Consider the following 25296-nt stretch of genomic DNA (forward strand, 5'->3'; position numbering starts at 1 on the left):
TCCCGGCGTTAACGTGGAAGGGAGACGGACGGAAGGGCGGCGGAGGCGGAGTCTGACCAGTCCGGATAGCTGTCGAGCAGGGCGCGGTAATTGGCCGCGTGCATGGTGATGGCGGCGTTGTCGACCTGATGTGCGCCGTGCAACAGGTAGGGCGCTTTCCAGTGCATGCCGCACAGTCGCGCGGTCTGCTGGTACGGCGGCAGGAAATCATCGAAGGGATGGCCGTGGCGCGCACCCGGCTGGTACGAAGTCTCGTCGCCACCGGTGCTGGCGACCAGCCAGAAATCCTTGCCGCGCAAGGCATCGCCGCCGGGACCGAAGGCCCAGCCGCGCTCCAGCACCAGGTCGGTCCATTCCTTTTGCAACGCCGGCATGCTGTACCAGTGGATGGGGTGATGAAACACGATCAGGTCGGCTTCATGCAGCTGCGTCTGTTCGTATTCGACATCGATGTGGAAATCGGGATAGCACTCGTACAGGTCATGGATGCGCACGTTGGGTAGCGTGCGGGCCGCGTCGATCATGGCGCGGTTGGCGCGCGAGCGTTCGTGGGCCGGATGCGCATAGAGGATAAGAATGCGTGAAGTGGTCATGTAGGAGCATGCCTGAGCGAGGCAATAAGCAGGAAAGAAGTCAGAAAGGATTGGAACATATATCGTCGGTTTGTTGTCTGGATTATTGAAAAGGGACGAGAAAACACCTGACATGCTTGAATGGACGACGCCACGGGCGGGATCCGGCTGCCGCGTCCCCATCCCTTGCCGTGTTGTGCCTCGCTGTTTCGTGAGCAACTGCCCAAAGCAATTCAATGCGCTTATACTTTGGCAATCCTGTTCGCGGACGCAGCACCTGGTCACAGCCATTGATAACAACCTAACATAGCCGCCATGTCCGATATTAGCGATTCCGAAGCCAATCAACCAAGTTCCCCACGACCGCCTCGTCCCGATGCACCTGCTGCGGCGACGCCGGCACAGGCGCCTGCAACGGGGCAACAGCAGCCGCAGCAAGCATCACAGCAACCACCTCAGCAGCCGCAGGCGCCGCATCCGGCCTATTCGCCGCCGCCGCTGGATACGCCCTGGGCGCAGACCTGGCGTTTACTGGGTGCGCGCTTCAAGGCCATGTCCGACAAGGCCGGTCGCCGCATCATGCAGCGCACGCTCAAGATCGGCATCTCGGCGCGCATCTTCCATCCGGAAACCGGTGCCAAGGGTTTGCGCGGCAAGACGCTGCAATACCTGGAAGAGTCGATCGCGCAATGGATCATGTCGCGCGACGTGCTGGTGTTCATGATCCCGACCGTCAACACCAACGGGCTGGTCCATCCCAGCAACATCCGTCTACGCGACTACGCCAAGCATCTCGACGGCCTGGTGCTGCAGGGCGGCGCCGACGTTTCTCCGCAGAGTTACGCGGAGGCCGCCACGCGGCCCGAATGGAATGGCGATCGGGTGCGCGACATGTACGAGCTGGAATTGCTGCACGAATTCATTGAGGCCGGCAAACCGGTGCTGGGCATCTGCCGCGGTTGTCAGCTGATCAACGTCGCCTTTGGCGGCTCGCTGTACCAGGACATCGCCACCGACGTTCCGGCCGCGATCGCCCACGTCAACGACCTGTACGACAGCAACTATCACGAGCTCAAGTTCCCGCCCGGATCGACCTTGGCATCGCTGGTCAACACCCAGAACGCCGTGGTGAACTCCATCCATCACCAGGCCGTGAAGGACCTGGGGCGCGATCTGTCGATCGAAGCGGTGTCCGGCACCGACAACATCGTCGAGGCGATCCGTTATCGGAAGGCACCGTTCGTGATGGGGTTGCAGTGGCATCCGGAGTTCCACCGCGCCGGCGGGCCGGAGTTGCTCGATTGCATGCCTATTCTGGACAGTTTCCTGCGGACGGCGCGCGAAACGCGGTTTTGAACGTTTTTGCCGTTGCTGAAACTTATATAGAAGAAAGCTATCAAAATGAGCCTGCATTGCAGATCTCTTCCGGACTGCCTATGGCCCGGAATGATAGGCAACGGCGCGCTGACAACGGCGCCAATGCTCAGGCTCCCGCCCATTTAATCGCTTTCGTTCGCTTGAGCATTTAATCAATAGGAGAATCTCCATGACAAAGTCCGCCCTTAAAACAGTGAGAAACGATATGAAAACCCTCGTCAAAGATGCGCAAGAATTGTTCCGTGAAGCAGCTGCAGCCACCGGCGACAAAGCCGACGAACTGCGCAGCAAGGGCCTGACCATGCTGGAAGCAGCGGTCGAGGCGGCGCAAAACGCGCAAGCCGTGGCCATCGAAAAAGGCAAGGAAGTCGCTGCCGCCACCGACGACTACGTGCATGAAAACCCATGGCGCGCCGTGGCGATTTCGGCCGGCGTCGGGCTGCTGGTCGGCCTGGTCATCGGTCGCAGCAAGTAATCGGGCGCGCCGACACAATGGAGCATAAACACGCGCAGGCGGAGCCGGCCAATCCCGGTCTCACCGCCGGATTGCTGGGCATCGCGAGGAATCTGCTCGGGCTGATCATCAATCGCATCGAGCTGGCTTCACTGGAGCTGTCGGAAATCGGCGGCAACCTGGTGAAATTCCTGGTGCTGTTCACGCTGGCGGCAATTGCGGTCTGGTTCGCCATCGCGTTCTGGACGGTACTGCTGGTGTTCCTTGCCTGGGATTCCTGGGGCTGGAAGATCCTCATCGTGCTCGGCGCGTTCTTCACCGTTGCTGCGGCGGCGATCGGCTGGTACGCCTTCGCGCTGCTGCGCAATGGCAAGCTGGCTTTGCCCGCCACCATGGCGGAGCTTCGCAAAGACCGCGACGCGCTGCTCTGACCTCGGGAAACGGGAAAATCATGCCTCAAACAGACTGGAAACCGGACGTCCCGCTGGAAGAACGCAAGCGCAAGCTGCTGGCGGAAGGCGCGCTGTTCCGCATCGGCATCATGCAGTCGCGCGGCACCGTGCGCGCCAACCTGAACGCCGAATCGCTGGCCAAGGGTGCTTTCAACCGCATCGTCGGCGCGGTGTCTTCCACCTTCAGCGGCGCCTTGTCGGGCAAAGGGAACAGCAATCTGCAGTCGCTGTCGCCGCTGCTGATCGGTGGCATCTCGCTGCTGTCCAAGCGCTACTTGCGCAAGCCGCTGCTGTACGGTGCGGTGATCAGCGCGGGTGGAGCTTTCGCGTATTACCTGACGCGCCGCAAGGATCGCCAACAGAGCGTCGATGCGGGCGTTGACGCTGACGAAGCCTCCACGCCTGACGGCGAATAGCGCCGCAGTCGGATCCAACACCATGCCCGCTGTTCAGCGGTGCATTGGAATCACACGAATAAAGGAAATCATCATGCGTAAATTAACTCTCGGCGCGCTGGCGCTGACTCTGGCAGCAACCGGCTGTGCAGACATGACCGCGACCCAACGCGGCACGGCTACGGGCGCCGGCGTCGGCGCAGGCGTGGGCGGTATTCTCGGTGCTGCAACGGGCGGTGGCGGTGGTGGCCGTACGGCCGCCGGTGCAGCGATCGGCGCAGGCCTCGGTGCAGTCATCGGCAATGTCTGGTCGAATCGCATGGAAAACCAGAAGCGCGCCATGGAGCAGGCTACCCAAGGCACCGGCGTGCAAGTCACGCAGACTCAGGATAACCGGTTGAAGCTCGAGATTCCGAGCGATATCTCCTTCAATACCGGCCGCGCCGATATCCAGCCGAACTTCCGTGCCGTGCTGGATAAATTCGCCGCCACGCTCAACGAAAACCAGGCTACCACGGTGAACATCATCGGCCATACGGACAGCACCGGCAGCGACGCCGTCAACAATCCGCTGTCGATGGAGCGCGCAGCCCGGACACGCGATTACCTGACCGCGCGCGGCGTTTCGCCGGGCCGTTTCCACATCGACGGCCGTGGTTCGCATGAGCCGCTGGTGGACAACAACACTGAAGCGAATCGCGCCAGAAACCGTCGCGTTGAAATCTTCGTGGCGGAGCCGCAGCAGCGTTGATCCAGTTTGTCGAGGCAATAAAAAAGCCCCGCGATGCGGGGCTTTTTTATGGGCGGGCGTTGCCGGATATTCTCGATACCGGCGACGCCAGTCCCTGATTGATTACTTCTTTTCTGCCGGGGCGGCAGCAGCCGGAGCAGCGGCGTCGGCCGGTGCAGCAGGTGCAGCCGCAGGAGCCTTCACTTCCGGTTCCTTGAACTTGGCGCCGGACTGGTTGGCCATGTAGACCACGGTGCGGGCGATTTCCACGTCGTCCAGATCAGGATTGCCACCTTTCGGAGGCATGGCGTTCAGGCCGTTGATGGCGTGCGCCAGCAGTTTGTCGTAGCCTTCGCCGATGCGTGCTTTCCAGGCGGCAGGATCGCCCACCTTCGGTGCACCGGCGATGCCGGCGCCGTGGCAGGCTGCGCAGGTGGACTTGAAGACTTCTTCGCCACTCAGCAATTGCTTGGGTGCGTTGGAATCACGGAAGGTAAAACCTTCGGAGGCAACGGGCTTGATGCGCGCGGCGATCATTTCAGGGGTCTGGCCGGCGGAACCGGCGCCGGTGGTCTGGCCGTTGGTGACGTACTCTACCAGCAGCACGATACAGATGATGGGGATAATAAAGCCTGCCAATACAGCAGCAATCAACTGTTTCGGCGTTTTGATTGCGGATTCGTGGTGTTCGTTATGTGCGTCGCTCATAGTTCCCTCAGTGCAATATTCTTCGAAAGCGTTGACCCGATTTTTTGAAAAATCGGTGTTTATTACTGTTTAGAGAAGCGCTGTCTCGCCCAACCTTAGATTATAGACACAATGTAATTCATTGGGAACGGAAAATAGTTGCCCGCCGTGGACGGGACGGGGGAAAAACTGTATCCTTCATCCCTCTTCGACGTTCGTCCCAAAGCGGCTGTAGCTCAGTGGATAGAGTATTGGCCTCCGAAGCCAAGGGTCGTGGGTTCGATCCCCGCCAGCCGCACCATATTTGCCGTTCCTCGATTCATCCCAGTCCCGCCGTGGTTTTTGTGCATTTTTGCCCATCCGGATCGCGTTTTTGTCAGTGCGGTGACAGCATTCCCGAAGTTTGTATGGTTGTAGTTTGCATTACCTTGCAGGTAATCGCCGATCGCCCGATTTTGGCTCACAATGCAGCTGTATGTTAAAGCCGACAACTGACCTGCAACTTGACGATATAACACTGTAATCGTGCGTTAAAAGTTTGACGGATTCGGACGCAAGCCTTTATAATCGCCGGGCTTCTAAACCGCCGTCTGCTCATAATGAGTGCGGCCTGCACGATATTGGATATATATGCTGCGCATCATCCTTTTGCAGCTTGTGGCCATGGTCGTCGCTGCATGTATTGCTGGTTTGCTGGGCGGGGTATCTGCGTTGTGGTCTGCATTGCTGGGCGGGATGTGTTGCTTCATTCCCAACGGCCTGTTCGCCCTCCGTCTCTATACAAGTACTCGCAAGCCCGGTGGGGCTGACCCGATGACGTTTTTGTTCGGGGAATTTATCAAGATTGCTACGACTCTTGCGCTCATGGGCGCAGTTGTTTGGTTGTATCGCGGTGTGAACTGGCTCGCATTTGTGCTGAGCTTCATCGTGGTGCTTAAAAGTTACTTAATTTTACTGTTTAGACATCGACCATGACTGCTGCTGCGCACGCACCTACTGCTTCAGAATACATCGTCCACCATCTCGGACATTTCTCTTCGCAACACCAAGACAAGATCGTCGATTTCTCGATCATCAACATGGATACCATCTTCTGGTCGGTGTTCTGTGGCGTGGTCGGCTGCCTGTTCATGTACCTGGCAGCGCGCAAGGCCACTTCGGGCGTGCCGGGCCGTTTCCAGGCGTTCGTCGAAATGGTGGTCGAAATGGTCGAAGACCAATCGAAGGCCATCGTCCACGGCGATCGTACTTTCATCGCACCGCTGGCGCTGACCGTGTTCGTCTGGGTCGCCTTGATGAACTCGCTGGACTTCCTGCCTGTCGATCTGGTGTCGGGCATCATGCGCTTGGCCGGCCTGGAAGAAATCCACCACCGCATCGTTCCTACCGCCGACCTGAACGGCACACTGGGCATCGCCCTGGGCGTGCTGGCGCTGATGCTGTACTACAGCTTCAAGATCAAGGGCGCGGGCGGCTTCATCCATGAACTGTTTGCGGCGCCGTTCGGCATCTGGCTGGCGCCTTTCAATCTGCTGTTGAATATCATTGAATTTGCTGCAAAGACCGTGTCGCTGGGCATGCGGTTGTTCGGCAACATGTATGCGGGTGAGCTGTTGTTCTTGCTGATCGCATTGCTGGGTTCGGCTGCTACGGCGTTCGGCTTTGTCGGCCACGTCATCGCAGGTTCGATCTGGGCAATTTTCCACATCCTGATCGTGTTGCTGCAAGCATTCATTTTCATGATGTTGACACTGGTTTACCTCGGCCAGGCGCATGAGGCGCACTAACAAGGCTGCTGTACGGTTTTAGCTTTTTGGTTTGTTTTTTGATTTTCGTATTAACTTTAACTTTCTAAGGAATTGTCATGACTGATGTCTCTTTCGTTGCTTTGGCTTGCGGTTTGATCATTGGCCTGGGTGCTATCGGTGCTTGTATCGGTATCGCAATCATGGGCGGTAAGTACCTCGAAGCATCTGCACGTCAGCCAGAACTGATGAACACACTGCAAACCAAGATGTTCCTGCTGGCCGGTCTGATCGACGCTGCGTTCCTGATCGGTGTTGGTATCGCCATGTTGTTCGCATTTGCAAATCCGTTCATCGCGAAGTAATTCGGGCGGCATAGCCGATTCTCACTTTTGCCGGATTGACTGATCCGGCACACGATATTCTGAGAAGGAAATTACCGTGAACTTAAATGCAACATTGTTTGCGCAGTTCGTGGTCTTCTTCATCCTCGCCGGCTTTACGATGAAATTCGTTTGGCCGCCGTTGATCAAGGCGCTCGACGAGCGTGCGAAGAAGATTGCGGACGGCTTGGCTGCGGCTGACCGCGGCAAGGCTGACCTGGCGGCTGCTGAAAAGCGCGTTCAGGCAGAACTGTCGACAGCACGCGACGAAGGCCAGAAACGTATTGGCGACGCTGAAAAGCGTGCTCAGCTGATTATCGAAGAAGCGAAGAAAACCGCTTCCGAAGAAGCAGCGCGCATCATCGCCAACGCCAAGGCGGATGCAGAGCAGCAAGTGACCAAAGCGCGTGAAGATCTGCGTGGCGAAGTAGCGACCCTCGCGGTCAAGGGCGCCGAACAGATTCTGAAGCGTGAAGTCAATGCAGCGGCGCATGCCGACTTGCTGACCCAACTGAAGACAGAGCTGTAATATGGCCGAACTCGCAACGATCGCTCGCCCTTACGCAGAAGCCCTGTTTCGTGTAGCCAAAGCCGGCAGTTTGTCGGCTTGGGCTGATCTTGTTTCCGAGATGGCGCAAGCTGCAGCGCACCATGATGTGAAAGACATGGCTCAAAATCCGGCACTGACGGATGAGCAAGTCGTCTCCACGTTTTCGTCCGTTCTGAAAACACCATTGAGCGTCGAAGCGAAGAACTTCGTCAGTACGCTGGTGCAGAACGGCCGTCTGACGCTGTTGCCTGAAATTGCCGCCCAATTCCATACGCTGAAAAACGCACAGGAAGGCGCCGCTGATGCCGAAATCACCAGCGCGTTCGAATTGTCCGATGCGCAGTTGAAGGATGTGGTCGCCACGCTGGAAAAGAAATTCGGTCGCAAGCTGACGCCAACCGTCAAGGTGGACAATGCTTTGATCGGCGGCGTGCGTGTGGTTGTCGGTGACGAAGTGTTCGATACCTCGGTGCGCGCGAAGCTGCAACAGTTACATGTTGCCTTGGCTGCATAAAACCTGGGCCTTGGCGTAAGAGCCTAAGCGATAGAAAAATTTTTAGGAGTTAGTATGCAACTCAACGCATCTGAAATCAGCGAGCTGATCAAGAGCCGGATTCAAGGCCTTGGCGATACCGCTGAGATTCGCAATCAAGGCACGGTTATTTCCGTGTCCGACGGTATCTGCCGTATCCATGGTCTGTCTGACGTGATGCAAGGTGAGATGCTGGAATTCCCGGGCAACACTTTCGGCCTGGCGCTGAATCTCGAGCGCGATTCCGTTGGCGCCGTTATTCTGGGTGACTTCGAACACATTTCCGAAGGCGATACAGTCAAATGTACCGGCCGTATCCTGGAAGTGCCGATTGGTCCGGAACTGCGCGGCCGTGTAGTCAATGCACTGGGCCAGCCTATCGATGGCAAGGGTCCGGTCAACACCAAGCTGACAGCCCCGATTGAAAAGATCGCGCCAGGCGTTATTGCCCGCCAATCCGTTTCGCAGCCAATGCAGACCGGCATCAAGTCGATCGACGCGATGGTGCCGATCGGCCGCGGTCAACGCGAACTGATCATCGGCGACCGTCAAACCGGCAAGACTGCTGTTGCGATTGATGCGATCATCAATCAAAAGGGCCAGGACGTGACATGTATCTATGTCGCGATCGGTCAAAAAGCATCGTCGATCAAGAACATCGTGCGCTCGCTGGAAACACACGGCGCCATGGAGTACACCATCGTTGTTACCGCATCGGCTTCCGAGTCGGCTGCGATGCAATACCTGTCGGCCTACTCCGGCTGCGCAATGGGCGAATACTTCCGTGACCGTGGTCAAGATGCGCTGATCGTGTATGACGATCTGTCCAAGCAAGCTGTTGCATACCGTCAGGTATCCCTGCTGCTGCGCCGCCCACCAGGCCGTGAAGCTTATCCTGGCGACGTGTTCTACCTCCACAGCCGTTTGCTGGAGCGCGCAGCACGCGTGAACGAAAAGTACGTCGAAGATTTCACCAAGGGTGAAGTCAAGGGCAAGACCGGTTCGCTGACTGCACTGCCTATCATTGAAACGCAAGCAGGCGACGTTTCCGCCTTCGTTCCGACCAACGTGATTTCGATCACCGACGGTCAGATCTTCCTGGAAACATCGTTGTTCAACGCTGGTATCCGTCCTGCGATCAACGCCGGTATTTCGGTGTCGCGCGTCGGTGGTGCTGCTCAGACCAAGGTCATCAAGAGCCTGTCCGGCGGTATCCGTACCGACTTGGCGCAGTATCGTGAACTGGCTGCGTTCGCGCAGTTTGCTTCCGACCTCGACGAAGCGACCCGCAAGCAACTGGACCGCGGCGCACGCGTTACCGAACTGTTGAAGCAAGCGCAATACTCGCCGTTGTCGATCTCGCTGATGGCTGTGACGTTGTTCGCCGTCAACAAGGGTTTCCTGGACAGCATCGAAGTCAAGCAGGTACTGCCGTTCGAAAGCGGTCTGCACAATTTCATGAAGACCAGCCACGCGCCTTTGCTGCAAAAGATCGAAGAAACCAAGCAAATCGACAAAGATGGTGAAGCTGCATTGTCTGCTGCCGTTGCTGATTTCAAAAAATCGTTCGTAGCTTAATTTAACTGGAGCACGGAATGGCTACAGGTAAAGAGATACGCAGCAAGATCAAGAGCGTAGAAAATACGAAGAAGATCACCAAGGCGATGGAAATGGTTGCTGCCTCCAAAATGCGCAAAGCGCAGGACCGGATGCGTGCGGCACGTCCCTACAGTGAAAAGATTCGTAATATCGCGTCTAACTTGTCGCAAGCCAATCCAGAGTACACGCACCCGTTCATGGTTAAGCAGGACAACTCCAAGAACGTTGGTTTCATCGTCGTCACCACAGACAAAGGTCTGTGTGGCGGCATGAATACCAACTCCTTGCGTTTGCTGACCGCGAAACTGCGTGAGCTGGAAGGACAAGGAAACAAGGTTCAGGCAGTAGCGATCGGCAACAAGGGTCTGGGTTTCCTCAACCGGATCGGCGCCAACGTCGTTGCGCATGCCGTGCAAATGGGTGACACGCCACATCTGGACAAGCTGATCGGGCCAGTGAAAGTACTGCTCGATGCTTACCAGGAAGGTCGCCTCGACGCCGTTTATCTGGTGTACACCAAGTTCATCAACACGATGAAGCAAGAGCCGATGCTGCAGCAATTGCTGCCGTTGTCAGCTGATCGTCTTGAGGCTGATCGTAAAGCTGCTGATGCAGCAGGTTCGCATTCCTGGGACTATATTTACGAGCCGGATGTGCAAAGCGTCATCGATGAATTGCTGGTGCGTTATGTGGAAGCGCTGATTTATCAGGCTGTCGCAGAAAACATGGCGTCCGAGCAATCGGCGCGGATGGTGGCGATGAAGTCGGCTAGCGACAACGCAGGTAACGTGATCGGCGAATTGAAACTGGTTTACAACAAGACTCGTCAAGCTGCGATTACCAAAGAACTCTCGGAAATCGTTGCCGGTGCGGCTGCGGTGTAACGCGCAAACTGCGCTTAACAGAACTTAATTTTATATTATTGAAGGAACGAAAATGGCTGATGGCAAAATCGTTCAGTGTATCGGCGCTGTGGTGGACGTTGAATTCCCACGTGACGCGATGCCTAAGATTTACGACGCCTTGAAGATGGATGGCTCGGAACTGACGCTGGAAGTACAACAACAGCTGGGCGACGGCGTAGTCCGTACCATTGCGCTGGGTACATCCGACGGTTTGCGCCGCGGCATGGCAATCAAGAACACAGGCCAGCCAATCATGGTGCCGACCGGTAAAGCAACACTGGGTCGTATCATGGACGTGCTGGGCAACCCGATCGATGAATGCGGTCCGGTGAGCCACGCTACGACGGCCTCGATTCACCGCAAGGCTCCTGCGTACGACGAACTGTCGCCGTCGCAAGAACTGCTGGAAACCGGCATCAAGGTTATCGACCTGGTGTGCCCGTTTGCCAAGGGCGGTAAAGTCGGTCTGTTCGGCGGCGCGGGTGTGGGCAAGACCGTGAACATGATGGAACTGATCAACAACATCGCTAAGGCGCACAGCGGCTTGTCCGTGTTCGCCGGTGTTGGTGAGCGTACCCGTGAAGGTAACGACTTCTATCACGAAATGGCCGACGCCAAGGTTGTGGATCTGGAAACTCCGGAGAACTCCAAGGTCGCCATGGTCTACGGTCAGATGAACGAACCGCCGGGCAACCGTCTGCGCGTGGCGCTGACCGGTCTGACGATCGCTGAAGGCTTCCGTGACGAAGGCAAGGACGTGCTGTTCTTCGTCGACAATATCTACCGTTACACACTGGCCGGTACTGAAGTTTCCGCGCTGTTGGGCCGTATGCCTTCCGCCGTGGGTTACCAGCCTACGCTGGCTTCGGAAATGGGCCAACTGCAAGAGCGTATTACTTCGACCAAGACTGGTTCGATCACATCGATCCAGGCCGTCTACGTTCCAGCGGATGACTTGACCGACCCGTCGCCTGCAACCACGTTTGCCCACTTGGACTCGACCGTCGTTCTGTCGCGTGACATCGCTTCGCTGGGTATCTACCCTGCGGTCGATCCACTGGACTCGACATCGCGCCAGCTGGACCCGCAAGTCGTCGGCCAGGAACACTACGAAACAGCCCGTGCTGTTCAAGGCATCCTGCAACGCTACAAGGAATTGCGCGACATCATCGCGATTCTGGGTATGGACGAACTGGCTCCGGAAGACAAGCTCCTCGTTGCTCGCGCACGTAAGATGCAGCGTTTCCTGTCGCAACCGTTCCACGTTGCTGAAGTGTTTACCGGTTCGCCAGGTAAATACGTTTCGCTGAAAGACACGATCAAGGGCTTCAAGATGATCGCGAGCGGCGAACTCGATCACCTGCCGGAACAAGCGTTCTACATGGTTGGCACGATCGAAGAAGCAATCGAAAAGGCCAAGAAGATCAACTAAGATCTCTTGATTCTCGCGAAGCCGTTATTGCCTGAAGTCCGGGCAAGACGGCTGACCGGATAGGAAACGATATGGCACATACTATTCACGTTGACGTAGTCTCCGCCGAAGAAGAAATCTTCTCCGGCGAGGCGGAATTCGTCGTGTTGCCGGGTGAATCGGGTGAGCTGGGGATTTATCCTCGCCACACTCCCTTGATCACGCGCATCAAGCCAGGTGCAGTACGCATCAAGATTCCTGGCCAGGCGCAAGAAGAGTTCGTATTCGTCGCCGGTGGTTTGCTGGAAGTGCAGCCAGACACCGTGACCGTTCTGGCCGACACCGCGATCCGCGGCTCGGATCTGGACGAAGCCAAGGCCAGCACCGCGAAGAAACTCGCGGAAGAAGCCCTGGCGAATCGTGACTCCCAAATCGATTACGCAGCTGCACAAGCCGAACTGGCGACTGCAGTGGCGCAATTGGCCGCGATCGCGAAACTGCGTCAGAAGCGTTAATTACCCGCGCTCTGCAGCAACGGCGTCATCAGCATCATTAAAAAAGGCAGCTTCGGCTGCCTTTTTTATTGCCTGCGATCTTGGCGGTGGCGGTGTTCAGGATGCTGCTGCGATGTCGGCACGCGACGCCCTGACACCCGATCGGTTAAAGTGAACGTTCGTGAATAGTCGCCGACGTCGCCTCGGGCAGGCGTCGGCAGTTCTTTGATACAGGAGTTTGCCTTATGAGCGCCAAGCCAGTCATCGCCGTCGTCGGCCTGTCCAATCGCCCCGACCGTCCCAGCTACGATGTCACCGCCTACATGCAACGCCAGGGCTATCGCATCGTCGCCGTCAATCCCATGTACGCCGGTGAGCAGATACTCGGCGAGCATTGCTATGCCAGCCTGACCGACGCCGCGCAGGCGCTGGACGGCCAGGTCAGGATCGACATAGTGGATTGCTTCCGCAAGTCGGCGGATATCCCACCTGTGGTTGACGAAGCCATCGCCATCGGTGCCACCTGTGTCTGGATGCAGCAGGGTATCGTCAATGATGTGGCCGCAGCCAAGGCCGAAGCCGCCGGCCTGAAAGTCATCATGGATCGCTGCATCAAGGTCGATCACGCCATGGGAATTACCCACGGCGTGCTGTAGTCCAATCGCTTTCATTGCGCCGGAAGGCACACAGGAGATCGTCACGATGGGTATAGGTATACGCGAACAATTCCGCGCCACCAAAAAGCAGGAAATCAAGGACGAAAACGCCGGCGCCAAACCGCTCTCAAGCGGTGACAAGGCCGCCGACAAATTGCAGGTCCAGACACTGGCGGCGCAGATCGCCGAGCAACAGGCAATGCTGTTCGCGCAGCATGAGCGCAAAGTACTGGTGGTGCTGCAAGGCATGGACACCAGCGGCAAGGACGGCACCGTGGCCGGTGTATTCGGTGGCGTCAATCCGCAAGGCCTGCGCATCGTCAGCTACAAGGCGCCGAGCCAACCCGAGCTGCAGCGCGACTATCTGTGGCGCATCCATCAGCAGGTGCCGGCAAAAGGTGAACTGGCCATCTTCAATCGCAGCCACTACGAAGACGTATTGATCACGCGCGTACACGAGTGGATCGACGCGGCCGAGTGCAAGCGCCGCTACACCCAGATCAACGACTTTGAGCGCATGCTCGCGGAAACCGGAACGGTGGTGCTCAAGTTCTTTCTGCACATCTCGAAGGACGAACAGCGTGCGCGCCTGCAGGAGCGCGTAGACGATCCGACCAAGCATTGGAAGTTCGAGCTGCAGGATCTGGAGGAGCGCAAGAGCTGGGACGACTACCAGAAGGTCTACAGCCAGGCGATCCAGGCCACCGATGCCGATCATGCGCCGTGGTACGTGATCCCGTCCGACTCCAAGACGCATCGCAACTTGGCCATTGCGGGCGTGGTGCTGGAGACCTTGCAGGCGATGAAACTGGCCTTCCCGCCGGCCAAGAAGGAACTCGCCGGCCTCAAGGTGAAATAAATGCGGCGCTGGCTGCCAGAACTGCTCGCCTTGCCGCTGTTGCCCTGGCTGCTGGTGCAAGGCAAGCGCACGCGCCGCATCACACCGCGCCTGCCTGAAGCGGATGGGGCGCGTGAAGGTTTATGCATGCCGCCCGACGTCAGCAGCGCCGTTCCGGTCGTTCTCATTGCCATCGGTGAGTCGCCGGTAGCCGGGGTGGGCGTAGAGCATCAGGAAGAAGCCATTACCGCGCAGTTTGCGCAGGAGCTGGCCGTTGCGCTGAAGCGGCCGGTCCGGTGGCGCGCCTTCGGCAAGAATGGCGCCACAGTCGCGGATGCCTGTCATGAAGTCCTGCCGCAGCTCCAACAATTGCCGATGCCGCAGGCCGGCGAAATGCGTATCGTGCTGATCGCCTTCGGCGTCAACGACAGCACCGCCTTCCACAGCAGCAGCCGTTACCACCGCGATCTAGCTGCGTTGGCGCGCGCATTGCAGCAGCAACTGTCGCCGACCTTGCTGCTGATTTCCGGCGCACCGCCGCTGCATCTGTTTCCCGCTCTGCCGCAACCCTTGCGCCATGTGCTCGGCATGAAGGCCGCGGCACTCAGCCGCGCCGCGCAGCAATTGGCAACGGAGTTGCCGCAAGCGATTTACGTGCCGGTGCGCAGCGATGCCCGCGAACGCAGCCTGATGGCGCATGACGGCTATCATCCATCCGCTGCCGGTGCGCGTGTCTGGGCGCAGCAACTGGCGCACGCCGCCGTCGAAGGCTTGCGCGGACTGAAATAAAAACGCCCGCATCATCGGCGGGCGTCGTACGGCGAAAACTTCTCAACGCATCAATGCAGCCACTTGTTGAGCACGCGGTCGTAGTCGCCGGTGGCTTTCTGCAAATGCATCCAGGCATCCACGTATTCCTTGAAGGCGACATCTGCGCGCGGGAGCATGAAGGCCTTTTCCGAGAATTGCAAAGGCTGGTCCGGATGCACCGGGCACAACTCCGGATGCTGCTTGGCCTGCCACAGGGTTTCGCTGGCGTCGGTGACCATGATGTCGGCCTTGCCGTCGATGATCTGCTGGAAGATCGTGACGTTGTCCGGATGCAGGATCAGCTGTGCCCGCTTGTAATTGGCGCGCGCAAAGCGCTCATTGGTGCCGCCCGGATTGAAGATGGCGCGCGTGGTCGGCTGGTCGATCATGTCCAGCGTCTGGAACTTGGCGACGTCGGCGCAGCGTACGATCGGCGATTTGCCGTCGACCATGTGCGAGACCGCAAACGCTGCTTTCTTTTGGCGATCCAGCGTCACGGAGACGCCGCCCATGGCGATGTCGCATTTGGCCAGGAAGTCGGTCATCAGGTTGGTCCAGGTGGTCTTGACCAGCTGCACTTCGACGCCCAACGACTTGGCCAGCGATTGCGCCAGGTCGACGTCCATGCCTTCAAAGGTGTTGTCGGTCTTGAAATAGGTAAACGGCTTGTAGTCGCCGGTCATGCACACGCGCAACTTGCCGGACTGGATCACCTCGTCCAGGCGGCTGCTTTCGGCGGCGCCGGCGGTCTGCATTGCCAAGCCGGCGCAGAGCAGCGAGAGCGGCAACAGCCACGTTTTGAGGTATTTTTTGAGGTATTTCGTCATATCGTCTCCGGATTATTTTTGTGAAGCAAAGACGATATCACCAGCAGCCCCGGGCATCAATCGCGCGCGGTTGTTTTGCGGTTTGGATGAGATAATAGAAGATTGCCGATGCGGCCAACATGAAGTCCCATTGCTCCAGATCGCCACATGTCTCAATTGTCCAAATCTCAATTTGCTCCGCTCAAGAACGACACCTTCCTGCGCGCCTTGCTGCGCCAGCCGACCGATTACACGCCGTTGTGGCTGATGCGCCAGGCTGGTCGCTACCTGCCCGAATACCGCGCCACGCGCGCGCGCGCCGGTTCCTTCCTGGGCCTGGCCAAGAATCCCGATTACGCCACTGAAGTCACGCTGCAGCCGCTCGAGCGCTATCCGCTGGACGCCGCGATCCTGTTCTCCGACATCCTGACCGTGCCGGATGCGATGGGCCTGGGCCTGTTCTTCGCCGACGGCGAGGGACCGAAGTTCGAGCGTCCGCTGCGCGACGAAAAGGCCGTGCTGGCGCTGCAGGCGCCGCAACTGGACAGCCTGCAATACGTGTTCGACGCCGTCACCCAGATTCGCACCGAGCTGGACGGCCGCGTGCCGCTGATCGGCTTCTCGGGCAGCCCGTGGACGCTGGCCTGCTACATGGTGGAAGGCGGCGGCTCCGACGACTTCCGCACCGTCAAGACCATGTTGTACGACCGTCCCGATCTGATGCACCACATCCTCAGGACCAATGCCGCCGCTGTTGCCGCCTACCTGAATGCGCAGATCGACGCCGGCGCCCAGGCCGTGATGATTTTTGATACCTGGGGCGGGGCGCTGGCCGATGGCGTGTACCAGGCGTTTTCGCTGCACTACATGCGCGAAGTCATGCGCCAGCTCAAGCGTGACAAGGATGGCGTCAAGATTCCCGCAATCGTCTTCACCAAGGGCGGCGGATTGTGGCTGGAACAGATCGCCGACATCGGCGCCGACGCTGTCGGGCTGGACTGGACCGTCAACCTGGCCGATGCGCGTCGCCGCGTCGGCGACAAGGTGGCGCTGCAGGGTAACCTTGATCCCAATGTGCTGTTTGCGGGCCCGGCGCAGATCGAGGCTGAAGTGCGCAAATTGCTGGAATCCTTCGGCAAGCCCGAAGCCGGCGCAGGTCACGTGTTCAACCTCGGTCACGGCATTTCCCAGTTCACTCCGCCTGAGTCGGTCACGGTGCTGGTGGAGGCGGTCCACGGCATCAGCCGGGAACTGCGCGGCTGATCCTGAGCGCGGCTTGAATCGTTAAGCCGCTGAAAACAAACACATACTCTTCAGCATGCGATGTGGTGCACATTGTGCCCGTACGCATGCGCAGTTATGCACACGAACGGGGCTTTCCTTAGTGGGAATCATTCATATCCATATTTGTAAAGCGATGGAATCTTGAATTTTGCAAGTTGTTGATTTTTAAGGATTTTGCTTCGTGCGCGGGATTTGTGCAAACTATCGAGACCCGCATGAAACATGGGTTTCGGGGCTGTCAAGAGGGAGTTACCCACAAAGTTATCCACAGGAATTGTGGATAGTTGAAAAAGCACTTATGAAACCGTGAGTTACATGCTTTTTTAACGTTTTACTTTAAAAACCGGGGCGGAATCCTACGTTCCTGTCAGAGGCATCCCGACAAAATTTGCTTGACAGAAAGTAGTGCGGACAATCTCGCGGCGATACCTTTTCGGTGCGAAAAAGCAGACTTATGCACAAAAAAGCTTTTGTGCGAAGCAATAATAAAAATTTAAAAATAAATTTCATGGGTAGTGGTGTGATTCGCAAGTCATTGATTTTTATAAGTTTAAATTTTGCTTTTGATTTGGGCAATTTATTGAAACCCGCATCCAGACTGGGAAAAACGCTGTCAAGCCCGAGTTATGCACAAAGTTATCCACAGGTTTTGTGGATAGCCTAAAAAGTAGTTACGAAACCGTTACTTAGGCCATCTTTTCAGGAATCACATTAAGTTCGTGGAACAACGCATCCTTCAGATCGTTCTCGACACCCCGCTTGACAGGACCTTCGATTACCGCTGGATCCGCAACGGCGACGAGGCGCTGCCGCAAATCGGCCAACTGGCGATCGTGCCGTTCGGCCGTCGCGAGGTCGCGGGCCTGATCGTCGGCCTGGCCGAACAGACCGACGTACCGGCAGGCAAGCTCAAGGACGTGCTGGCAGTGCGCAGCCAACTGGCGCCGCTGCCGCCGCAATGGCTGGCGCTGTGCGGTTTCGCGGCCGACTATTACCAGCGTCCGCTGGGCGAGGTGGCGTTGCCGGGCTTGCCGAAGAACTTGCGCACGCTGACCACGACCGCGCTTGACCGCGCGCTCAAGAAGCTGGCCAAGCTCGATGCCGGCCATGACGGCAGTCCGGTCAACACGCCGCAGTTGAAGCCTGAACAACAGGACGCCGTCGACGCCATCGCCGGTGCGCAGGGTTTTGCGCCGCTGCTGCTGTACGGCGTGACCGGCAGCGGCAAGACCGAGGTCTACCTGCAGGCGGCGGCGCGCATCCTGGCGCAGCACGAAGCGGTCGGCGACATCGCGCAGGTGCTGGTTCTGGTGCCTGAAATCAACCTGACGCCGCAGCTAGAATCGAACATCCGCGCGCGTTTTCCCGGCGTGCACGTGGTCAGCCTGCACAGCGGCCTGGCAGAGGGCGAGCGCACGCTCAGCTGGCTGGCGGCACATCAGGGCCAGGCGCGCATCGTGCTCGGCACGCGGCTGGCGATCCTGTCGTCGCTGCCGCACCTCAAACTGATCGTGATCGACGAAGAGCACGATCCGTCCTACAAGCAGCAGGAAGGCCTGCGTTATTCGGCGCGCGACCTCGCGGTCTGGCGCGCCCATCAGCTGGCGATTCCGGTGGTGCTGGGTTCGGCCACGCCCTCGCTGGAAACCTGGCAGCACGCCCAGGCCGGCCGTTACCGCAAGCTGCAACTGCGTGAGCGCGCGGTGCGCGACGCCGTGCTGCCCAAGGTCAAGATGATCGACATGGAGCGCGACCGTCCCAACGACGGCCTGACTTCGACGCTGGTGGCGGCGCTCAAGCTGCGCCTGGAGCGCGGCGAGCAATCGCTGCTGTTCCTCAACCGGCGCGGCTATGCACCGGTGCTCAATTGCGACGCCTGCGGCTGGATCAGCAACTGCATGCGCTGCACCTCGTTCATGGTGCTGCACAAGCCCGAGCGACGCCTGCGTTGCCACCATTGCAGCCTGGAGCTGTACATCCCCAAAGCCTGCCCGACCTGCGGCAACGTCGACCTGCAGCCGCTGGGCCGCGGCACCCAGCGCGTGGAAGAAGGCCTGCAGGCAATGTTTCCGGAAGCGCGCATCCTGCGCATCGACGCCGATTCCACACGTCTCAAGGGTTCGGCCCAGAACGCCTTCGACAGCGTGCACCGCGGCGACGTCGACATCCTGATCGGCACACAGATGGTCGCCAAGGGGCATGACTTCAAGCGCCTGACGCTGGTGGGCGTGATGAATCCCGACACCGCGCTGTTTTCGCATGACTACCGCGCCAGCGAGCGTCTGTTTGCACAGCTGATGCAGGTTGCGGGTCGTGCCGGGCGGGCCGGCCAGAAGGAGGGCGGTTCACCCAGCGAAGTACTGATCCAGAGCCGTTATCCGCATCATCCCTTGTACGGCGCGGTGGCCGCGCACGATTACGACGGCTTCGCCACGCAGTTGCTCGAAGAGCGCCAGCAGGCGGCCTTGCCGCCGTTCCTGTACCAGGCGCTGCTGCGCGCCGAAGCGGCTGAACTCGATATCGCGCTGGCTTTCCTGCAGGACGCGGCCGGCTGTCTGGAACACGCCGGCATCACCATCAACGATCCCATTCCGATGACTATGACGCGCGTGGCCAATGTCGAACGCGCCCAGTTATTGATCGAATGCCCGTCGCGACCGGCCCTGCAGGCCTTCCTGCGCGACTGGATGGACGTCTTGCGCCAGATGAAGACGCGCGCCAAATGGTCGCTGGAAGTCGATCCGGTCGATATCTGAGCGTCCGAACGTTTTGCGCCAATCCGGCGTACCCGTTCGTCACGTCAAAACCCCCGCAGACCGCCGTCTTCGCGCCGTTCGTCGCATGGCGCTGGGATCGCGCGCGGGGCCTGCCTAACATGGCGGCATTCCTCTTCCTTCTTCATTTCAGGAGTCGCCATGTTGCAACAAATCATCATTCATACGCCGCTGTGGGTCTGGGCCATGCTGGCCTTCCTGGTCTATCGCGGCTGGGCCGCCAGCGCTGATCGCGAAACACCGCTGTTCAAGGTCGCGTTGGTTCCGCTGCTGTTGCTGGCCTTGTCGCTGCATGGTCTGTATGCACAATCGCATGCCGATGCGCTGGCTCTGACGGCAGCCGCGTTGATGGCGTTGGGCAGCGGCTTCCTGAGTTGGACGGCGGCCGGCCGGGGCGGCATTGCGCCGCATCCCGCGCACGGAACGGTCTGGTTGCGGGGCAGCTGGTTGCCCTTGTTGATGATGATCAGCGTGTTTGCGGTCAAATATACCGTGGCCGTGTTACAGGCAATGCACTCCGGCCACGCCCGGGGCGCCGTGTTCACGCTGGCGGTCAGCCTGCTGTACGGCCTGTTCATGGGGTTGCCGGTCGGTCGTTTGTTGCGCATCGTGCATCTTTATCGCCAGGCGCAGTCACCGGCAGCCCAAGCGGCCGCCTGAGGCTGGAGCAATACTCACGAGTGCTTACAAGATCGGCTTCAATCCGAGCACGGCAAGCCGGTATAATCCGGGGTTTATATATTCATCAATGTGCGGCTGGCGTTGTCAGCGCGGCCGCCGACCCCTTCTGTTCCCATGCTCGCCCAACAAAAACAACGCATCACCGAATTATTCCAGGCCGCCATGGCGCCGCTGATCGAGGGCTCCGGCCTGACGCCGACGATCACGCTGGAGCGTCCGCGCGACCCGTCGCATGGCGACATTGCCTGCAACCTGGCCATGCAACTGGCCAAACCGCTCAAAAAGAACCCGCGCGAACTGGCCCAGGCGCTGGTGGACGGCGTGCTGTCCCAGCCCGGCCGCGAAGAACTGATTTCCTCCGCCGACATCGCCGGCCCCGGCTTCATCAACCTGCGCGTGGCCGACGCCGCCAAGCAGGCCGTGGTGAAGGTCGTGCTGGCCGAAGGCGCGCAATACGGCAAGAGCAGCGCCGGCGCCGGCAAGAAAGTGCTGGTCGAGTTCGTTTCCGCCAATCCGACTGGTCCGCTGCACGTCGGCCACGGCCGTCAGGGCGCGCTCGGCGACGCCATGTCGGCGCTGCTGCAATCGCAGGGCTATGACGTCATGCGCGAGTTCTATTACAACGACGCCGGCGTGCAGATCGCCACACTGGCGACGTCGGTGCAGGCGCGCGCCAAGGGTTTCAAGCCGGGCGACGCGGGCTGGCCCGAGTCGGCCTATAACGGCGATTACATCGCCGACATTGCCGACGATTTCAAGGCGAAAAAGACGGTGTCCGCCAGCGACGGCGAACCGGCCACCGCCAGCGGCGACGTCGACGACATCGAATCGATCCGCCGCTTCGCCGTGGCTTATCTGCGCCGCGAGCAGGATCTGGACTTGCAGGCCTTCGGCGTCAGGTTCGACAACTACTACCTGGAATCTTCGCTGTACACCGAAGGCAAGGTTGCCGCCGCGGTCGACGCATTGATCAAGGCCGGCAAGACCTACGAGCTGGACGGCGCGCTGTGGCTCAAGACCACCGACTACGGCGACGACAAGGACCGCGTCATGAAGAAGGGCGACGGCACCTACACCTACTTCGTGCCCGACGTCGCCTATCACATCACCAAGTGGCAGCGCGGTTTTGGCAAGGTCATCAATATCCAGGGCAGCGACCACCACGGCACCATCGCGCGCGTGCGCGCCGGCCTGCAGGCGGCCAATGTCGGCATACCGCAAGGCTACCCCGACTACGTGCTGCACAAGATGGTCACTGTGATGAAGAACGGCGAAGAGGTAAAGATCTCCAAGCGGGCCGGTTCTTACGTTACGCTGCGCGATCTGATCGAATGGTCCAACGGTACCGAAGCGGACGCGGGCGATTTGACGCGCGGCCGCGACGCCGTGCGTTTCTTCCTGATCTCGCGCAAGGCCGACAGCGAATTCGTCTTCGACGTCGACGTCGCGCTGACCCGCAACGACGAAAACCCGGTCTATTACGTCCAGTACGCCCACGCGCGCATCTGCTCGGTGCTGAACCAGTGGGGCGGGGACGAAGCGACGCTGGATCAAGTGCAGGATCTGGCGCCGCTGACCGCCCCTCGCGAAGTCAGCCTGCTGGCCAAGCTGGCCGAATATCCGGAAGCGCTGGCCCATGCATTGCAGGAGCTCGGACCGCATCAGGTGGCTTTCTACCTGCGCGACCTGGCAGGCGAATTGCATAGCTACTACAATGCAGAACGCGTGCTGGTCGACGACGTCCCTACCAAGATGGCGCGCCTGGCGCTCATGAGTGCGACCCGCCAGGTGCTGCGCAACGGCCTGGCATTGATCGGCGTCTCCGCCCCGACAAGAATGTAAACCTGTAATGAAGACACAAGTGAAACAACACCATCCGATTTTACGCAAGCAGGCCGGCGGTACTTTCCTGGGCCTGATCCTCGGTCTCATCGTCGGTCTCGGCATTGCCGTGGTCGTCGCCCTGATGATCACCAAGTCGCCGATTCCATTCGTCAACAAGGTCACCAAGCAGGAACGCACCGAGCTGTCGCCGGGCCAGTCCTCCGATCCGAACAAGCCGTTGTACGGCAACAAGGACGTCGCCAAGGAAGCCCCGCCGGCGCCGAAGGCTCCCGACCAGGACAAGCCTGCGCCGGACGCCAAGAAGCCCGACACGCCGCCGGCGCCGAAGGTCGACGTGCCGAAGGACAAGGACAAGCTGGCCGCGATCACCAAGGAGCAGTCGCCCAAGGCCGACAAGTCCGATAGCGCGGTCGACGACAAGTGGACTTATTTCCTGCAGACCGGCGCCTTCCGTGAACAGGCCGACGCCGAAAACGCGCGCGCCAAGCTGGCGCTGCTCGGCTTCGAAGCCAAGGTCAGCGAACGGCCTTCCGATAACGGCACCTTGTACCGTGTACGGATCGGCCCGATCGGACAGCAAGAGACAGTGAACCGCATGCGCAGCAAGTTGTCTGATAACGGCGTCGATGCCGCCATCGTCCGCATACCAAAATAAGGACCGTTTTTGCCGCGATTCAAATGCGCGGCATGGCGGTCCGCCATCATATTTATTGTCGAATACCTTGAGAAGGGGTTAAGAATTATGCGTTTGTTCCGTCATGCTCTCGCTGCCATCAGCCTGGGTTTGCTGGCCATCTCGGCCGGCGCATCACCCGCCAATCCACAGAACGGCACCGATTACCGTACGCTGGAGCAAGCCCAGCCGACCGAGTCCGGCAAGAAGATCGAAGTCACCGAGTTTTTCTGGTACAGCTGCCCGCATTGCGCAGCCTTTGATCCGGCGCTGACGGCGTGGGTCAAGAAACAGGGCGACAAGATTGTCTTCAAGCAAGTGCCGGTCGCTTTCCGCGAATCGTTCATCCCTCAGCAAAAGCTGTACTACGCGCTCGAAGCGATGGGCAAGACGGCGGAGATGAATCCGAAGATTTTCCAGGCCATCCATGTTGACCGTCAGCGCGTCGACACCGACAAGACCATCCTGGAATTCATCGAGAAGCAAGGCATCGACAAGCAGAAATTCCTCGACCTGTACAATTCCTTCGGCGTCCAGACCAAGGTGCGTCGCGCCTCGCAGCTGCAGGAACAGTACAAGATCGACGGCGTGCCGACCATTGCCATCGACGGCCGTTACCTGACCTCGCCATCGATTGCCGGCGCCTCCATGGCCAACCAGCCCGAGTCCATGCAGCAAGCCGCATCGCTGCAAGTGATGGATCATCTGCTGACCAAGCTGGCGGCGGAAAAAGGCGCTGAAAAGCCTGCCGAAGCAGCCAAGCCGGCCAAGAAGAAATAAGCTTCACCGCACCGAACACGGTCCGTCGCTCGCGAGAGGACGGGCCGTTTTTATTGGCGCGCATCGATAACAATTTGAACGGAAGGGATGCTATGCAGCGAGTCTTCATCACCGGCGCATCAAGCGGCATCGGCGCCGCACTGGCCGCCGCCTGCGCGCAGCAGGGCGCCGTGCTGGGCCTGGTTGCACGCCGCCGCGACAAGCTCGAGCAATTGCGCGCAGGGCTCGCCCATCCCGGGCGCCATCACCTGTATGTGCTCGATGTCACCGACCACGCCGCCTTGCAGCAGGCCGCGCAAGATTTCCTCGCCGCGACCGGCGGCATCGACGTGGTGATCGCCAACGCCGGCATTTCGCAAGGCACGCTGACTGAATTTGCCGAGGATATCCCGGTGTTCGAGCGCATCATCGCCACCAACGTCACGGCCACGGTCGCCACCTTCCATCCGTTCATCGCTGCCATGAAGCGCCAGCCGAGACCGCAGGACTGCCGGCTGGTCGGCATCGGCAGCGTGGCTGGTATTCGCGGCCTGCCCGGCGCCGAGGCGTATAGTGCATCCAAGGCAGCGGTCATCAGCTATTGCGAATCACTGCGCATCGAGCTGCGCGCCAGCGGCATCAAGGTGGTGACGATTGCGCCCGGCTATATCGATACGCCGATGACGCAGGTCAATCACTACCGCATGCCCTTCCTGATGCCGGTACAGAAATTCGCGGCGCGCGCATTGGCGGCAATCGCCGCCGGCGACAGCTACCGCGTGATCCCGTGGCAGATGGGCGTGGTCGCCAAACTGTTGCGCCTGTTGCCCAACAGCGTGTACGACTTTGCGTTTTCCAAAGCGCCGCACAAGAAACGACATCCCTGAACGAGCAAGACCATGAAAATCATTTACGCCGGAACCCCCGAATTCGCCGCCGTCGCGCTGGAAGCGCTGTACGCCGCGGGCCACGACATCACGCTGGTGCTGACCCAGCCCGATCGTCCCGCCGGCCGCGGCATGCAGTTGCATGCCTCGCCGGTGAAGCAATGCGCGCTGGCACACGGCACGCCCGTGGCGCAGCCGGTGTCGCTGCGGCTGGACGGAAAATATCCGGACGTCGCGCGCGAGGCGCACGAGCTGCTGCGCAACACGCCGCACGACCTCATGATCGTCGCCGCCTACGGCCTGATCCTGCCGCGCAGCGTGCTGGACATTCCACGCCTGGGCTGCATCAACATCCACGGTTCGCTGCTGCCGCGCTGGCGCGGCGCCGCGCCCATCCATCGCGCCATCGAAGCCGGCGACAGCGAAACCGGCATCACGATCATGCAGATGGAAGAAGGCCTGGACACCGGTCCGATGCTGCTGATCGAGTCGCTGCCGATCGCCGCCGATGACACCACCGCCAGCCTGCACGACAAGCTGGCGGCGCTGGGCGGCAAGATGATCGTCGAGGCGGTGCGCAAGCTGGAACTGGGGGAGTTGCCGGCCACGCCGCAACCGGATGAAGGTGCCAACTATGCCGCCAAGGTCGGCAAGGAAGAGGCTGCGCTGGATTTCACGCAGCCGGCCGCCGTGCTGGCACGCAAGATCCGGGCGTTCAATCCTTTCCCGGGCGCGTCGGCGCAATTTGCAACGCCTTCGGGCGACGTTACCGTCAAGCTGTGGCAGGCGCAGGCGCTCGCTGAAACGACGGCAGCGACACCCGGCAGCATCCTCGCCGCCAATGCACACGACGGCGTCAAGGTTGCCTGCGGCGACGGCGTATTGCTCATCACGGAATTGCAAAAACCTGGCGGCAAGCGTCTGCCGGTGGCAGAATTCCTCAAGGGTTTTGCACTGGCGGACGGCAGGTTCCAATAAGGCAGTTTGTCGCGGAGGA

The 25296-nt window shown here is 59.5% G+C and carries 28 protein-coding genes and 1 tRNA gene; 26 read left to right on the forward strand and 3 right to left on the reverse strand.

Features of this window, described 5'->3' with window-relative positions; translation table 11 throughout:
• Positions 1 to 8: 8 nt before the first annotated feature.
• Entirely contained in the window at positions 9 to 593 is a 585-nt protein-coding gene (locus ACIROY_RS05870; protein ID WP_402340487.1) for an NAD(P)H-dependent oxidoreductase, read from the reverse strand.
• Between the two features lie 294 nt (positions 594 to 887).
• Here ACIROY_RS05870 and ACIROY_RS05875 point away from each other — a divergent pair, with 294 nt between their 5' ends.
• From ACIROY_RS05875 to ACIROY_RS05895, 5 genes are all read left to right on the forward strand, one after another.
• A complete protein-coding gene (locus ACIROY_RS05875) occupies positions 888 to 1928 on the forward strand; it encodes a gamma-glutamyl-gamma-aminobutyrate hydrolase family protein (protein WP_402277364.1) in 1041 nt (346 codons plus the stop codon).
• A gap of 190 nt (positions 1929 to 2118) precedes the next feature.
• Complete coding sequence (locus tag ACIROY_RS05880) at positions 2119 to 2424, forward strand: YqjD family protein (protein WP_116434473.1); 306 nt, start codon at positions 2119 to 2121, stop codon at positions 2422 to 2424.
• 17 nt (positions 2425 to 2441) lie between these two features.
• Positions 2442 to 2834 (forward strand): phage holin family protein, encoded by a 393-nt coding sequence (locus ACIROY_RS05885; protein WP_402277362.1) that lies wholly within the window; start codon positions 2442 to 2444, stop codon positions 2832 to 2834.
• 20 nt (positions 2835 to 2854) lie between these two features.
• The gene (locus tag ACIROY_RS05890) at positions 2855 to 3271 is read left to right on the forward strand and encodes a hypothetical protein (protein WP_402277361.1); all 417 of its coding nucleotides are present in this window, start codon (positions 2855 to 2857) and stop codon (positions 3269 to 3271) included.
• Positions 3272 to 3344: 73 nt separating this feature from the next.
• Positions 3345 to 4001, forward strand: coding sequence for an OmpA family protein (locus ACIROY_RS05895; protein ID WP_116434470.1), 657 nt, complete (start codon positions 3345 to 3347; stop codon positions 3999 to 4001).
• A 102-nt stretch (positions 4002 to 4103) separates the two neighbouring features.
• Here the strand turns inward: ACIROY_RS05895 and ACIROY_RS05900 are convergent, their stop codons facing one another.
• Positions 4104 to 4688, reverse strand: coding sequence for a cytochrome c5 family protein (locus ACIROY_RS05900; RefSeq protein ID WP_116434469.1), 585 nt, complete (start codon positions 4686 to 4688; stop codon positions 4104 to 4106).
• Positions 4689 to 4892: 204 nt separating this feature from the next.
• On the opposite strand from ACIROY_RS05900, the gene ACIROY_RS05905 reads away from it, so the two are divergent.
• The 13 genes from ACIROY_RS05905 to ACIROY_RS05965 all read left to right on the forward strand — a co-directional run bounded on the left by ACIROY_RS05905 (position 4893) and on the right by ACIROY_RS05965 (position 14569).
• A tRNA-Arg gene (locus tag ACIROY_RS05905) sits at positions 4893 to 4968 on the forward strand.
• A gap of 329 nt (positions 4969 to 5297) precedes the next feature.
• Positions 5298 to 5642: an ATP synthase subunit I gene (locus ACIROY_RS05910; RefSeq protein ID WP_116434468.1), complete on the forward strand. Its 345-nt coding sequence runs from the start codon at positions 5298 to 5300 to the stop codon at positions 5640 to 5642.
• The gene (gene atpB / locus ACIROY_RS05915) at positions 5639 to 6454 is read left to right on the forward strand and encodes a F0F1 ATP synthase subunit A (RefSeq protein ID WP_016835152.1); all 816 of its coding nucleotides are present in this window, start codon (positions 5639 to 5641) and stop codon (positions 6452 to 6454) included. The genes ACIROY_RS05910 and atpB overlap by 4 nt, the downstream gene beginning before the upstream one ends.
• Before the next feature lie 77 nt (positions 6455 to 6531).
• Positions 6532 to 6777, forward strand: coding sequence for a F0F1 ATP synthase subunit C (atpE, locus tag ACIROY_RS05920; RefSeq protein WP_006461334.1), 246 nt, complete (start codon positions 6532 to 6534; stop codon positions 6775 to 6777).
• A 76-nt stretch (positions 6778 to 6853) separates the two neighbouring features.
• Complete coding sequence (locus ACIROY_RS05925) at positions 6854 to 7324, forward strand: F0F1 ATP synthase subunit B (protein WP_116434466.1); 471 nt, start codon at positions 6854 to 6856, stop codon at positions 7322 to 7324.
• A 1-nt stretch (position 7325) separates the two neighbouring features.
• On the forward strand, positions 7326 to 7859 hold the full coding sequence (locus ACIROY_RS05930; protein WP_402277357.1) for a F0F1 ATP synthase subunit delta: 534 nt from the start codon (positions 7326 to 7328) through the stop codon (positions 7857 to 7859).
• A 54-nt stretch (positions 7860 to 7913) separates the two neighbouring features.
• Complete coding sequence (gene atpA / locus ACIROY_RS05935; RefSeq protein ID WP_402340490.1) at positions 7914 to 9455, forward strand: F0F1 ATP synthase subunit alpha; 1542 nt, start codon at positions 7914 to 7916, stop codon at positions 9453 to 9455.
• Positions 9456 to 9472: 17 nt separating this feature from the next.
• The gene (gene atpG / locus ACIROY_RS05940) at positions 9473 to 10360 is read left to right on the forward strand and encodes a F0F1 ATP synthase subunit gamma (protein WP_116434464.1); all 888 of its coding nucleotides are present in this window, start codon (positions 9473 to 9475) and stop codon (positions 10358 to 10360) included.
• A 52-nt stretch (positions 10361 to 10412) separates the two neighbouring features.
• On the forward strand, positions 10413 to 11813 hold the full coding sequence (atpD, locus tag ACIROY_RS05945) for a F0F1 ATP synthase subunit beta (protein ID WP_016835147.1): 1401 nt from the start codon (positions 10413 to 10415) through the stop codon (positions 11811 to 11813).
• A 71-nt stretch (positions 11814 to 11884) separates the two neighbouring features.
• Complete coding sequence (locus ACIROY_RS05950) at positions 11885 to 12307, forward strand: F0F1 ATP synthase subunit epsilon (RefSeq protein WP_402277353.1); 423 nt, start codon at positions 11885 to 11887, stop codon at positions 12305 to 12307.
• A 224-nt stretch (positions 12308 to 12531) separates the two neighbouring features.
• The gene (locus tag ACIROY_RS05955) at positions 12532 to 12942 is read left to right on the forward strand and encodes a CoA-binding protein (protein ID WP_402277351.1); all 411 of its coding nucleotides are present in this window, start codon (positions 12532 to 12534) and stop codon (positions 12940 to 12942) included.
• Positions 12943 to 12988: 46 nt separating this feature from the next.
• Positions 12989 to 13801 carry a PPK2 family polyphosphate kinase gene (locus ACIROY_RS05960; RefSeq protein ID WP_402277349.1) on the forward strand — a complete coding sequence of 271 codons (813 nt, stop codon included), beginning with the start codon at positions 12989 to 12991 and terminating at the stop codon, positions 13799 to 13801.
• Positions 13802 to 14569, forward strand: coding sequence for an SGNH/GDSL hydrolase family protein (locus ACIROY_RS05965; protein ID WP_402340493.1), 768 nt, complete (start codon positions 13802 to 13804; stop codon positions 14567 to 14569).
• A 50-nt stretch (positions 14570 to 14619) separates the two neighbouring features.
• Here the strand turns inward: ACIROY_RS05965 and ACIROY_RS05970 are convergent, their stop codons facing one another.
• Entirely contained in the window at positions 14620 to 15417 is a 798-nt protein-coding gene (locus tag ACIROY_RS05970; RefSeq protein WP_402340496.1) for a transporter substrate-binding domain-containing protein, read from the reverse strand.
• 147 nt (positions 15418 to 15564) lie between these two features.
• Here ACIROY_RS05970 and hemE point away from each other — a divergent pair, with 147 nt between their 5' ends.
• From hemE to fmt, 8 genes are all read left to right on the forward strand, one after another.
• Complete coding sequence (hemE, locus tag ACIROY_RS05975; protein ID WP_402277344.1) at positions 15565 to 16659, forward strand: uroporphyrinogen decarboxylase; 1095 nt, start codon at positions 15565 to 15567, stop codon at positions 16657 to 16659.
• A gap of 740 nt (positions 16660 to 17399) precedes the next feature.
• Positions 17400 to 19436 (forward strand): primosomal protein N', encoded by a 2037-nt coding sequence (locus ACIROY_RS05980; protein WP_402277343.1) that lies wholly within the window; start codon positions 17400 to 17402, stop codon positions 19434 to 19436.
• 159 nt (positions 19437 to 19595) lie between these two features.
• A complete protein-coding gene (locus tag ACIROY_RS05985; protein WP_402340499.1) occupies positions 19596 to 20114 on the forward strand; it encodes a DUF6622 family protein in 519 nt (172 codons plus the stop codon).
• A gap of 135 nt (positions 20115 to 20249) precedes the next feature.
• Positions 20250 to 21977 (forward strand): arginine--tRNA ligase, encoded by a 1728-nt coding sequence (gene argS / locus ACIROY_RS05990; RefSeq protein WP_402340502.1) that lies wholly within the window; start codon positions 20250 to 20252, stop codon positions 21975 to 21977.
• 7 nt (positions 21978 to 21984) lie between these two features.
• Complete coding sequence (locus ACIROY_RS05995) at positions 21985 to 22635, forward strand: SPOR domain-containing protein (protein ID WP_402277339.1); 651 nt, start codon at positions 21985 to 21987, stop codon at positions 22633 to 22635.
• Between the two features lie 87 nt (positions 22636 to 22722).
• The gene (locus ACIROY_RS06000; protein WP_402277338.1) at positions 22723 to 23433 is read left to right on the forward strand and encodes a thiol:disulfide interchange protein DsbA/DsbL; all 711 of its coding nucleotides are present in this window, start codon (positions 22723 to 22725) and stop codon (positions 23431 to 23433) included.
• 92 nt (positions 23434 to 23525) lie between these two features.
• Positions 23526 to 24299, forward strand: coding sequence for an SDR family oxidoreductase (locus ACIROY_RS06005; protein ID WP_402340505.1), 774 nt, complete (start codon positions 23526 to 23528; stop codon positions 24297 to 24299).
• Positions 24300 to 24311: 12 nt separating this feature from the next.
• Positions 24312 to 25277, forward strand: a complete 966-nt coding sequence (fmt, locus tag ACIROY_RS06010) for a methionyl-tRNA formyltransferase (RefSeq protein ID WP_402277336.1) — start codon at positions 24312 to 24314, stop codon at positions 25275 to 25277.
• Positions 25278 to 25296 lie beyond the last annotated feature (19 nt).

It is taken from the genome of Herbaspirillum sp. NPDC101396, from assembly GCF_044767365.1.
Lineage (GTDB): Bacteria > Pseudomonadota > Gammaproteobacteria > Burkholderiales > Burkholderiaceae_D > Herbaspirillum.